This is a genomic window from Pseudomonas sp. MF08817 (assembly GCF_059862705.1).
The window spans coordinates 71,626-83,784 of sequence record NZ_JCBCUY010000017.1 but is presented as its reverse complement, the minus strand read 5'-3'; the positions used below and the strand labels follow the sequence as shown (position 1 = coordinate 83,784).

At 62.2% G+C, this 12,159-nt stretch carries 10 protein-coding genes; 2 read left to right on the top strand and 8 right to left on the bottom strand.

The annotated features are described in order from the left end of the window. Positions 1–88: 88 nt before the first annotated feature. The 4 genes from gltP to AC19YR_RS12725 all read right to left on the bottom strand — a co-directional run bounded on the left by gltP (position 89) and on the right by AC19YR_RS12725 (position 3,072). Positions 89–1,420: a glutamate/aspartate:proton symporter GltP gene (gene gltP / locus AC19YR_RS12740; protein ID WP_095110306.1), complete on the bottom strand. Its 1,332-nt coding sequence runs from the start codon at positions 1,418–1,420 to the stop codon at positions 89–91. A 660-nt stretch (positions 1,421–2,080) separates the two neighbouring features. Further along, entirely contained in the window at positions 2,081–2,545 is a 465-nt protein-coding gene (locus tag AC19YR_RS12735) for an inhibitor of vertebrate lysozyme family protein (protein WP_500598696.1), read from the bottom strand. 2 nt (positions 2,546–2,547) lie between these two features. Next, a complete protein-coding gene (locus AC19YR_RS12730) occupies positions 2,548–2,712 on the bottom strand; it encodes a DUF1328 domain-containing protein (protein ID WP_003170804.1) in 165 nt (54 codons plus the stop codon). A 72-nt stretch (positions 2,713–2,784) separates the two neighbouring features. After that, positions 2,785–3,072: a hypothetical protein gene (locus tag AC19YR_RS12725; protein WP_095110303.1), complete on the bottom strand. Its 288-nt coding sequence runs from the start codon at positions 3,070–3,072 to the stop codon at positions 2,785–2,787. A gap of 440 nt (positions 3,073–3,512) precedes the next feature. Here AC19YR_RS12725 and algB point away from each other — a divergent pair, with 440 nt between their 5' ends. Both algB and AC19YR_RS12715 read left to right on the top strand, forming a co-directional pair. After that, entirely contained in the window at positions 3,513–4,859 is a 1,347-nt protein-coding gene (gene algB, locus AC19YR_RS12720) for a sigma-54-dependent response regulator transcription factor AlgB (protein WP_095110301.1), read from the top strand. A gap of 10 nt (positions 4,860–4,869) precedes the next feature. After that, the gene (locus AC19YR_RS12715; RefSeq protein WP_500598695.1) at positions 4,870–6,660 is read left to right on the top strand and encodes a KinB sensor domain-containing domain; all 1,791 of its coding nucleotides are present in this window, start codon (positions 4,870–4,872) and stop codon (positions 6,658–6,660) included. A 3-nt stretch (positions 6,661–6,663) separates the two neighbouring features. Here AC19YR_RS12715 and AC19YR_RS12710 read toward each other — a convergent pair whose 3' ends face one another. The 4 genes from AC19YR_RS12710 to AC19YR_RS12695 form a co-directional block, all read right to left on the bottom strand. Continuing rightward, positions 6,664–8,283 carry an EAL domain-containing protein gene (locus AC19YR_RS12710; protein WP_500598693.1) on the bottom strand — a complete coding sequence of 540 codons (1,620 nt, stop codon included), beginning with the start codon at positions 8,281–8,283 and terminating at the stop codon, positions 6,664–6,666. 72 nt (positions 8,284–8,355) lie between these two features. Continuing rightward, positions 8,356–9,138: an N-acetylmuramoyl-L-alanine amidase gene (locus tag AC19YR_RS12705; RefSeq protein ID WP_095110297.1), complete on the bottom strand. Its 783-nt coding sequence runs from the start codon at positions 9,136–9,138 to the stop codon at positions 8,356–8,358. A gap of 102 nt (positions 9,139–9,240) precedes the next feature. Then, the gene (locus AC19YR_RS12700; RefSeq protein ID WP_500598691.1) at positions 9,241–11,280 is read right to left on the bottom strand and encodes a GGDEF domain-containing protein; all 2,040 of its coding nucleotides are present in this window, start codon (positions 11,278–11,280) and stop codon (positions 9,241–9,243) included. Beyond that, positions 11,277–12,155, bottom strand: coding sequence for an endonuclease/exonuclease/phosphatase family protein (locus AC19YR_RS12695; protein WP_095110294.1), 879 nt, complete (start codon positions 12,153–12,155; stop codon positions 11,277–11,279). Before AC19YR_RS12695 ends, AC19YR_RS12700 begins: the two co-directional genes overlap by 4 nt. Positions 12,156–12,159 lie beyond the last annotated feature (4 nt).

Sequence of the window (12,159 nt, the reverse complement as noted above, 5' to 3'; positions counted from 1 at the left end):
ATGCCGCGAATGATAGCGGGGCGGGCAGAAACGACAAACCCCGGAATCACCGGGGTTTGAGGTTCAACTGTTGTAGCAAGCGGGCGGCTCAGTGGCTGGAGGGTTCGCCCGCCGGCAGCGGCTCTTTGCTGCGCCAGTGCGGCAGGGAATTCCAGTAGCGCTCGCCCTTGGCGTCGTCGTACATGCCTTCCCAACGTGCGATGACCAGCACGGCCAAGGCATTGCCGATTACGTTCAATGCGGTACGGGCCATGTCCATGATGCGGTCGACACCGGCGATGAACGCCAGGCCTTCGAGCGGGATGCCCACGCTGCCCAGGGTCGCCAGCAGTACCACGAAGGACACACCCGGCACGCCGGCGATGCCTTTGGAGGTGACCATCAGGGTCAGCACCAGCAACAGTTGCTGGCTGATGGACAGGTCGATGCCGTAGAGCTGGGCAATGAAGATCGCCGCGATGCTCTGGTACAGGGTCGAACCGTCGAGGTTGAAGGAGTAACCGGTAGGCACCACGAAGCTGCAAATGGCTTTCGGCGCGCCGTAGGCTTCCATCTTCTCGATCACACGCGGCAGCACGGTTTCGGAACTGGCGGTGGAGTAGGCCAGCACCAGCTCATCCTTGAAGATGCGCATCAGCTTGACGACCGAGAAGCCGAACAGGCGTGCGATCAGGCCCAACACCACGAAGGCGAAGAACAGAATGGCCGCGTAGACCAGAACCACCAGCTTGGCCAATGGCAGCAGCGAGGCGAAACCGAAGTTGGCGACCGTCACCGCGATCAGGGCAAAAACGCCGATCGGGGCGTAATTCATAATCATGTGGGTGACTTTGAACATGCTTTCCGAGACGCCCTGGAACATCTTCACCAGCGGGTCGCGCAGGTCGGCTTGCAGGCTCGACAGACCGAGGCCGAACAGTACCGAGAAGAAGATGATCGGCAGCATTTCGCCACGGGCCATGGCGGCAAAGATGTTCGACGGGATCAGGTTGAGGATGGTTTGAATGAACGCGTGTTCATGCTGCACCTCGGCCGCGGTGGCCTGGTACTTGGAGATATCCACCGTACCCAGGGTGCTCATGTCGATGCCGGTGCCTGGGTGGAACACGTTGGCCAACACCAGGCCCACCAAAATGGCGATGGTGGTGACGATCTCGAAGTAGATGATGGTCTTGAGGCCGATGCGCCCCAGCTTCTTGGCGTCCCCGACCCCGGCAATGCCGACGATCAGCGACGAGATCACGATGGGAATCACGATCATCTTAATCAGGCGGATAAAGATATCGCCCGCAGGTTGCAAGACGTTGGTGATCCACCAGGCTTTCTCGGCACTGAAATGGTTGAGCAACGCACCAATTGCAATCCCCAGGACCAGACCGATGAGGATCTGCCAGGCGAGGCTAAGCTTTGCCTTCTTCATATCGTTACCCTTACTTCAGTTTGACTCGGGCGGATGCACGAACTGGAACGCTCGATAGCGTAAAAGTCTCGGCATCTGCCCCCGTATAAGGTGCCCCGGAGCGCGTATTTACGGCTCTCTGGCAGGCGAAAAAAGGCGCAACTATTCCGATGCAAGGGAGCGCCGTCTAATGCCGTAAACGCCTACCCTATGCCGAATCGGCATGAGATTTCCCAAACAAAACCATAGTCCCAGCAGGTTCGGATACGACATTTCGGCAGTCGAAAGTACCGTGAACCGGCCATCTGCGGTGAATGCGGGGGGTTTCGGGTTTGGGAGTGCCTTCATAAAAACCGGGCGACAGCCTACATCCAGAGGCAAAAACAAAACCCTGATCGAAGACAAGTTTCTCGATATACGGTCGCAAAGAAACACCGCGAAACGGTTAAGTCCGACGCAGCGTGGGGATTTTTCGATGGCAGCGGCGAGAACCGCTCTAGGACGAGGCTTTCAACAAATCATCGGGCAGCCACTGGCCGCCCGTCATTTGTAAGCAAGTTTTATGTGAGAGTGAGCCGCTCGCCCGCGATAGCGGTGCATCAGCCAAATCGCACAGCGCCTGGCAGATGGCTATCGCGAGCAGGCTCGCTCCCACATAAGTGGCTATTAACCCTCAAGCTTTTAATACCAATTCGGGTCTTTCTTCAGTTGCTCGTTAAGCAACGCCTGCATTCCTGCATCCGGCTCACCGAGGAAGCGCTTGTCAGCATGGCGGGTCGGCGACTTGTCGGACGGCAACCCGGCCGGCACCTGCACCCACATGGCATAGGCGTTTTTCTTATCCAGGCTGAACGCCACGATCAGGCGATTGTTCAGGCAGCTCTGCTGGTTTTCGCACAGCGGGCCGACCAGATACGGGTCACCGTCCTCGGTCACAGCATTCATTTGTTCGGCGTAACCGGAGAGGTTCATCACCCATTCCGGCAACCGCTCTTCTTTTTGCACGACGCCTTGCCAGGTCTGGCGGTATTGCGGGTCGGCGCTCAACAGTTCGTTGGCCCGCGACTGGCCGTCATTGGCCGCCATGGCCACGGCACTGCCGCCCAGCAACAGGGCGGCGGCCAGTGTGTTTATAGAGGTACGCATGTTCAGCCTCGACCGCGACGGCCAAAGAAGAAGGAAGCGATGAACATCACCAGGAACACGACGAAGAGAATCTTGGCGATACCCGTGGCGGTGCCCGCGATACCACCGAAACCCAGGACAGCAGCGACGATGGCGATAATCAGGAATGTGATAGCCCAGCTCAACATGGTGATTCTCCTTAACGCACGGCGGCGTTTTTTGCGTTTCCTGGCGCGGTCGATCCGCACCAAGCCTTATGCCTAGAACACCCAGCGTTCCTGCCCGGCAACCCCGTCTAGCGACTGGATCTGTTCAACTTCGAGCATCTGCGGGGGCGCGCTGTCAGCCAAACGGCTGCTGACGGCACTGAAATGGGTCTGGGTGGTGTGCTGCACCGGCAGCAGCGGCGCCGACACTTGGGGGCTCTGGTCCATGCGTTGCAGCAATTGACCGGCCACCAGCGTCACCAGCAATGCCAGGAGGGCAAACAGCCCTTGCTGTACATGCAGTGGCGAAATATGCACTTGGGCGAGACGTTGGCGATTCATCCTGAAACTCCTCTCACACAGGTTGTTGACTCAAGGAGCGGCGCCGGTAACTGCGCTGCTGACAAACAGACTATTGCAGCCTGCATGCCAGTTTTTATCAGGAATTTAATTCAATAAAATCAACAAGTTACAAACAAATAGAAATCACTGGCAGACGCATCTTGCACGATGGGCCTTCCGGCATCGTGCGCAATGCACGATACAAGCGAAGAAAAATGTAAAGTTTTTGGATCGCAGACGCCGGCGCACTGTCAGAAACTGTGAGCGAACGCTGGCCAATGGCCTGACAATTTCAAAAAACTCATTAAATTCATAAAGTTAGCTATTAGTTCGGCAGAGAACTAACCTGCGCCCCGCGTAAACGCGCAGAATCGACCATGCAACTTGCCCGATTTGCGCGGGACTAACGCCATTCATTCATTAATAAGGAGCACGGGACAATGGAATCAGCCACGGAGAATCAGGGCCGTATTCTGCTGGTGGACGACGAGTCCGCCATCCTGCGCACCTTCCGCTACTGCCTCGAAGACGAGGGCTACAGCGTCGCCACCGCCAACAGCGCGGCCCAGGCCGATACGCTGCTGCAACGCCAGGTGTTCGACCTGTGCTTCCTGGACCTGCGCCTGGGCGAAGACAACGGCTTGGATGTGCTGGCGCAAATGCGTATCCAGGCGCCATGGATGCGCGTGGTCATCGTCACCGCGCACTCGGCGGTCGATACCGCGGTCGATGCGATCCAGGCCGGCGCGGCCGATTACCTGGTCAAGCCGTGCAGCCCCGACCAGTTGCGCCTGGCCACGGCCAAGCAACTGGAAGTGCGCCAGCTCTCGGCGCGCCTGGAGGCCCTTGAAGGCGAAGTGCGCAAACCCCGCGACGGCCTCGACTCCCACAGCCCGGCGATGAAAGTGGTGCTCGAAACCGCCCGCCAGGTGGCCGGCACCGACGCCAACATCCTGATCCTCGGCGAGTCGGGCACCGGTAAGGGTGAGCTGTCCCAGGCGATCCACGGCTGGAGCAAACGGGCGAAAAAATCCTGCGTGACCATCAACTGCCCATCCCTGACCGCCGAACTGATGGAAAGCGAACTGTTCGGCCACAGCCGCGGGGCCTTTACCGGCGCCAGCGAAAGCACCCTGGGGCGGGTCAACCAGGCCGACGGCGGCACACTGTTTCTCGATGAAATCGGCGACTTCCCGCTGACCCTGCAACCCAAGCTGCTGCGTTTTATCCAGGACAAGGAATACGAACGCGTGGGCGACCCGGTGACCCGCCGCGCCGACGTGCGCATCCTCGCCGCCACCAACCTCAACCTCGAAGACATGGTGCGCGACGGGCGCTTTCGCGAAGACCTGCTCTATCGCCTGAACGTCATCACCCTGCACCTGCCGCCCCTGCGCGAGCGCCGCGAAGACATCCTGACCCTGGCCGACCGCTTCCTGGCGCGCTTCGTCAAGGATTACGCGCGCCCCGCCCGGGGCTTCAGCGACGAGGCCCGCGAAGCGCTGCTCAACTATCGCTGGCCGGGCAACATCCGCGAGCTGCGCAACGTGGTGGAACGGGCGAGCATCATCTGCCCCCAGGAATGGGTGGAAATCAGCCACCTGGGCATGGCCCCGGCCAGCACCTCCAACGTCCCGCGCATCGGCGCCGCCCTAAGCCTGGACGAACTGGAAAAAGCCCACATCGGTGCCGTGCTGGCGACTGCCGAGACCCTCGACCAAGCGGCCAAAACCCTGGGCATCGACGCCTCGACGCTTTACCGCAAACGCAAGCAATACAACCTGTGAGCCGCGCCCGATGAAACTCGCGATGAAATTGCGCACCCGCTTGTTCCTGAGCATCTCTGCGCTGATTACCGTCGCCTTGCTGGGCCTGCTGCTGGGGCTGGTCAGCGTGATGCAGATGGCCAACAACCAGGAAGCCCTGATCCGGCACAACTTCGTCACCCTCGACCTGGGCCTCAAGCTGCGCCAGACCCTGGGCGATCAACTGGTCATGATGCTGCGCGATACTCCCGACCTGCCGGCGCTCGAAGCCTCCAAGAAACATTACTTCGAGCTGCTGGATGAGGGCATCGCCCACGAACAGACCGGCGAAAAGCCCAGCCTCGGGTTCGAGCAGGCCCGGCGCGACTACCTCAGCTTCCTCCAGGCCTTCGACCAGTCCCACGGCGCACCCAACAAACTCACCGCCAGCCAGGAAGTCAGCGACAAATTCAACGTGCTGCGCAACGGCTTGATCGTAGAGCACAAGCAGGCCCTGAAGAACATCAGCGACACCCAGAACCAATCCCGCGCGCGGGCCTTGCTGATCGCCACCCTGCTGGGCTTGGTGGGCCTGGCGGTGCTGATAATCGGCTTTATCACCGCCCATGGCATCGCCCAGCGCTTCGGCGCACCCATCGAGGCCCTGGCCAAAGCGGCGGACAAGATCGGCCAAGGCAACTTCGAGGTGACCCTGCCGATTTCCTCGGCTGCGGAAATGAACCTGCTGACCCGGCGTTTCGGCATCATGGCCGAGGCCTTGCGCCAGCATCAGGCGACCAACGTCGACGAACTGCTCGCCGGCCAACAACGCCTGCAAGCGGTGCTCGACAGCATCGACGACGGCTTGCTGATGATCGACCGCCAAGGACGCCTGGAGCACCTCAACCCCGTAGCACAACGGCAACTGGGCTGGGACGAGGAACGCCTGGGCCAAGGCCTGGGCGCGGCACTGGAGCGCCCCGACTTGGACGAAGAGCTGCAACTGGTGCTGCGCGGCGGCAGCCTGGAGCGGGCCCCGGAAGACTTGAGCGTGGAGGTCGACGGCGAGTCGCGCCTACTGACCTACAGCCTCACGCCGGTCAGCCATACCCAGGGCCACATCCTCGGTGCGGTGATGGTGCTGCACGACGTCACCGAGCAGCGGGCGTTCGAGCGGGTGCGCAGCGAGTTCGTCCTGCGCGCCTCCCATGAATTGCGCACCCCGGTCACGGGCATGCACATGGCCTTCGGCCTGCTGCAAGAGCGCGTGCATTTCGCCGAGGACTCGCGCGAGGCCGACCTGCTCAATACCGTCAATGAAGAAATGCAGCGCCTGATGCAGTTGATAAACGACTTGCTGAATTTCTCGCGCTATCAAAATGGCCTGCAAAAACTCACCCTGGCACCGTGCGACCTCGAAGAGTTGCTGGAGCAGGCCAAGACCCGCTTCACCGCACCGGCCCAGGAAAAAGGCGTGGAGCTGTTGATCGAGGTGCAGGCGCCTTTGCCGCGCCTGCAAGCCGACCAGGCGCAACTGGAGCGGGTGCTCGACAACCTGATCGATAACGCCCTGCGCCACACCGCCAGCAACGGCCAGATCCGCCTCCAGGCACGGCGCCATGGCGAGCGTGTCATCGTCAGCGTCGAGGACAATGGCGAAGGCATCGCCTACGGCCAGCAGGGGCGGATTTTCGAGCCGTTCGTGCAGGTCGGGCGCAAGAAGGGCGGCGCCGGGCTGGGCCTGGCCCTGTGCAAGGAAATCGTGCAACTGCACGGCGGGCGCATGGGCGTTTACTCGCGGCCGGGGCAGGGCACCCAGTTCTACATGGCGTTGCCGCTGTAGGGTTCAGATCTCATCCGCCACACGCCGGGCGCCCACGCGCCGGCCCCGGGTCATCAACTCCACTAACTGCATCGCACTCAGGGCATGGGAAAACAGCCAGCCCTGGCCGAACTTCACCCCCTCGCTGTGCAGCAACTGGGCCTGGGACTCGAGCTCGATGCCTTCGGCGATCACCTTGAGCTGCAACGCGTGGGCCATGCGGATGATATGGGGCGCCACGCCACTGCTGGCCGCGTCATGGCCCAGGGCGTCGATGAATGCCTTGTCGATTTTCAGGCAGTCGACCGGCAGGGTTTGCAAGTACGCCAGGCTGCAATAGCCGGTGCCGAAGTCATCGATCAGCACCTGATGGCCCAAATCCCGCAGCGCTTGCAGGTTGCTGCGCGCGACCACCACATCAATCAGCCCCCGCTCGGTCACCTCGAAGGCGATCTGCCGGGCCTGCACCCGATGCTGGTCCAGCAACTTGGCCATCACCTCGCCCACCCGCGGCACCATCACATCGCACGCCGCCAGGTTGACCGAAATATAGAAGTGCGGATTGGCCCGCAACACATGGCCCAGTTGCTCCAAAAGGCGCTGAAGGACGAAATCGGTGATCTGGCGGATTTGCCCACTGTCCTCGGCCATGGGGATGAACAGGTCCGGGCTGGTCAGGGTGCCGTCCGGGTGCCGCCAGCGCAGCAACGCCTCGGCGCCCACACAGTGGCGGCTGCGCAGGTCGAAGATCGGCTGATACAACACCTGCAACTCCCCCCGGCGCAGCGCGCCCTGTAACTCGCCGCCCATTGATTGGCGCTGGCGCGCCAACTGCAACACCAGTACGCCGATGAACAGCGCCAAAGTCAGGCTTACCGGCAGCAACCAGCGCCAGGACTCGGCCACCTGCAACGTCAGGCGCGCACGCGGGGCGATCAGCACCAGTTGGTATTCCTGATTGTCGGTGGGCATGCGGTAGATCAACTGGTTCGGCGTCACCAGCAACGGCTCGCTGGCTTGCGGCGGCCAGGGCTCGAAGGGTGGCCAGGATTGGGCCGCCCCCAACACCGGTATCGCGCGCATGCCGCGATCGAGCACCACCATCAGGCTGCTGCCCTCGGGCAAATCCACCACATCGGTCAAATGCCCGCGCGAGGTCGCCACGCGGAAATTACCCCGGCCCAGCATCAGCGCGGCCAGGTTTTCATTGGGTTCGGCGGAGGTGTTGAGCCAGTAGCTGTAGGTCGGGCCGCGAAAGTCGGCGGGGCGGGTGGCGGGCAGGCCATTACGTGGCGGGCCGCTGGAGCAGATGCGGTCCGCCTCGATGTAGGCGGCCTCATAGATGAAGCGATAACTGAAACCGACCTTTTGCAGGGTTGCCACCATTTGCTCGCTACAACCGCGCAGGGGCTGGGCCTGCAACTCGTCCAGGCCCTGGCGCAACTGGCCGAACAACTGCTCCAGACGCTCAAGGAAGCGCTCACCCTGGGCGTTCATCTGCTGGCTTTCGCGCAACTGCACCTGATGCATCGCCACGCCCAGGCTGCCCAACAGCAGCAACCCCGCACTCAGGACAGCCGCCAGCGTCGCCAAAAACCAGGGGCGATGAAACCAACTGCGCAGGGTCTCGCGAGCGGCCGGCATCTTGGGACATCCAAAGAATTACCAATGAGTTATAGCAACAGTTTGAAAAAATGCGCCAACCGCCGGGCAGCGTCAGTTTTTTGTCTGGCTGAGCACCTGGAGGATCGCCGCGCTCTCGGCATCCGGCGAACCGTCGAAACGCGCCGGGCGGAAACGCATCTGGAACGCCGCCAGCACATGGCGGGTCGCCACATCCATCTCACCCGTCTGCGGCGTGCTGTAGCCCAGGCGTGCCAGGCCTTGCTGGAACCAAGTGGCGCTGGGCATCTGGGCCGCGAACCGCGCTTGCTCACGGGCTACGGCCCCGGCATCCGGCCAGATCGCCAGGCCCGCATCGGCGAGGCGCTTCCACGGGAACAGCGGCCCCGGGTCGAGTTTGCGCAGCGGCGCGATGTCGCTGTGGCCGATGATGTGCTGCGGGGCGATCCTGTACCGCGCGCTGATGTCCTTGAGCAAAGCGATCAGCGCCTGCACCTGAGCCTCGCTGTACGGGTACCAGACCCGCCCGGTGGGTGTATCGCGGAACCCCGGGTTGACGATTTCAATCCCGATGGAGCTGGAGTTCAGCCAGGTACGGCCCTGCCACTCGCTTTCCCCGGCGTGCCAGGCCCGCAGGTTCTCATCCACCAATTGGTAAACCGTGGCGTTGCGGTCATCGCCAATCAAGTAGTGGCTGCTGACTTCACCGTGGGTCAGCAGGGCCAGGGAACGCTCCAGCGACGCAGAGGTGTAGTGCACCACCACAAACTGGATACGGCTGTCGAAATTGACCGAAGGATGGCTTTTATCGATGCGCGGGCCGCTGGCGCAACCGGCCAACACAACGAACGACAGAACGAGCAGGAAAGACTTCATGGCGGCAGGGGTACGCATGGGAAAAGAACGCAACAGTGTAACGTAGCGCCCAGTCAGATCCGGCAAAAAGCGCCGTTTTAAACAAAATGGAACAAATGCTGGTCAGCCCATTTCAACCCGATTGCGCCCTGCATCTTTGGCTCTGTAGAGCGCCTGATCGGCTCTTTTGAGCACAATTTCGCTGCGTTCGCCGGTTTTGAACGCACTGAGGCCGATGGACACCGTAATCGTCACGCGCTCGCCCTTGAAGTGGAACGGGCAAGCCTCGATGGCCGCGCGCAGGCTTTCCATCAGGCTCATGCCCACGGCGGGTGAGGTGTCGGGCAACAGCAGCACAAACTCTTCGCCGCCAAAACGGGCGATGAAATCCGCGCCGCGCAGGCGTTTGCGCAGGACGGTGGCGATGATTTTCAACACTTTATCGCCGGCCAGGTGGCCGTAGTTGTCGTTGATGCGCTTGAAGTGGTCGAGGTCGAGCATCGCCAACAACAGGGTATTGCCGTGCTGCTGCCACTGGCCGATTTCATGCTCTAGGCGTTCGCTCCACGCGGCACGGTTGGGCAGCCCGGTGAGGGGGTCGATCAAGGCTTTCTGGCGCTGTTCTTCAAGGTGTTCGCGGTAGCCCTGGGCTTCCTGCTCCATGTGCGCCACGCGCTCGGCCAAGCCTTGCAGGCGTTCGGCAACTTCCTGCTCGCGCTGGTCACGCTGCTTCTGATGCTCATCCATGGTGCCGAGCAGGCCTTCGAGGTGGTTCTCCAGCACGTGCTTGAGGCCTTCCAGGTCCGCGGCGTCCTGCACACTGCTCTGCAAACCATCGACCTGCTCGCGAATCTGCGTGTCCAGCTCACGCGCCGCCGAGCGGCTGTCGTCGTGGCCGGCGCTGGCGGCTTGCAGGTTGCTCTGGAACGACTCCAAGCGCTCGTTGAGTTGCTTGAGGTAAACCTCGAACTCATGCTGACCGCTGTCGGTGATTGCCAACATCAAGACCGCAAGATCGTCGAGGATCGGCAGCAATTCGTACCAGTTCAGCCCATGTTGCAGCCGTTCGCGCATGGCTTCGGCTTGCGGGCGATGGCGCTCGGGCAGGGACAGGTCGTCCAACAGGCCGAGCAAGGTGTCTTCGATGTGCTTGGCCACCGAGCTATACGACGGCTCGGGGCTGTCCGGCAGGGTGTACTGCGGGTCTTCCTGGTCCGGCAGAGGCGCGTCGCTGGCGGGTTGCGCGTCGGGGTCGGCGGGCGGTGGCTCGGCAACAACCGGCTCGGCCTCAGCCAGAGGCAGGTCGGCCGGGGGCTGTTGCAAAGCCTCCTGCGGCGCTTCAACCACGGGTTCAATACGAGGTTGCGCCGGCTCTGCCAACACGACCGGCGGAACGAAGGCCACGACCTCAGGCTCAGGCTCAGACTGCGGCGCGGGTTCTGCTACAGGAACGGGCGGCAGCGCTTCGATTTTCAGGCTGGCGGGCTCAATGACGACCTCGGCAGGCGGCGCGGCGGGGACCGCCACAGCGGCAGGCGCCGGGGGGGAGTGCACAACGGGCGCCACCACCACGGAGGCAGGCATCGGGCGCTGGCCCGCCGTGGCGGCCTCTTCAGCTTGCGCCAATTCCGAATCGTCGTCCTTGCCGCCAAACAAGCGTTGCAACAGCCCGGGACGGCTCGGCTCGGCTGGGGTTTCCAGGGCACTAAGGGCCTTGCTCTGCAAACCGCTGAGCTCACCCAGCAATAGCGGAATCTCCCGCGCCTGGCTGACGCGGCCATCGAGTTGCTTGGCGAAAGCTTTGAGCGGGCGGCTGACGTCGCGGGGCAGGGGCAGGGTTTGCAGCTGCGCCACCAGCGAGGTCAGCGCAGTGCTGATTTGCTCCACACGGGTTTCGCGGCGTTGCTCGGAGTCGAGTACGGCTTTTTCAAGACGCGGCAGCAACGCCGCCAAACGGGCATCCATGTCGTCGGTGCGCACCACTTCGCGCATTTCCTTCATGCATTGGTCGACCACGCGGTCGGTGCCTTCGGCCGCCAGGGTGCTACGCACCAGGCCACGGCGCAGCAGGTCGAGACGGGCGTTCCAACGCCGCTCTAGCTTTTCCTGTTGTTCGATGCTTTTGAGGTATTTCTCTTTCCAGCGCTGGGCGTCGTCGCTCATGCAAGGGGTCCGCGAGGGGCAGGGCGCAACGCGGGCAATGCATCGGCCGTGAGCGAACCCGGCAAACGAATCTCTACCGCGACCGGCAGGTGATCGGAAATAGGTTGCGCCAGCACTTCGACTTTTTCGAGGGTCAGGCTGGGGCTGAGCAGAATGTGGTCAAGACAGCGTTGCGGGCGCCAACTGGGGAAGGTCGCCTCAACTTGCGGTGCGAGCAAGCCCAGGTCCCGCAGCGGCGAGCTTTGCAGCAGGTCACTGGCGTGGGTGTTCATGTCGCCCATCAGGACTTGGTGCTTATAGTCGCCGATCAGGTCGCGAATGTACGCCAGTTGCAGGGTACGCGCGCGCGCCCCCAAGGCCAGGTGCATCATCACCACCACCAGCGCGTCGGCACCTTCGCCAAAGCGCACCAAGATCGCGCCGCGACCTTTGGGGCCGGGCAATGGGTGGTCTTCGATGACCCACGGCCGCATACGGCTGAGCACACCATTGCTGTGCTGGCCGAGGCGACCGAGGTTGCGATTGAGTTGCTGATACCAATAGGGGAAGGCACCGAGCTGGGCCAGGTGCTCGACCTGATTGACGTAGCCCGAGCGCAGGCTGCCACCATCGGCCTCCTGCAGGGCCACCAGGTCGAAATCCCCCAGCAGGTTGCCGATCTTCTGCAGGTTATCGGCACGCCCGGTGTGCGGCAGCAGGTGCTGCCAGCCCCGGGTCAGGTAGTGCCGATACCGCTCGGTACTGATGCCCACCTGAATATTGAAACTGAGCAAACGCAGACGGCTGCCCGCGGGCATGCCCGTTTCTTCCAAGTGATGTTCGTTGACCTTCGGGTCGTGATGGCCAACGACCCGATCAGTACTCCAGCGGCGCATGGTA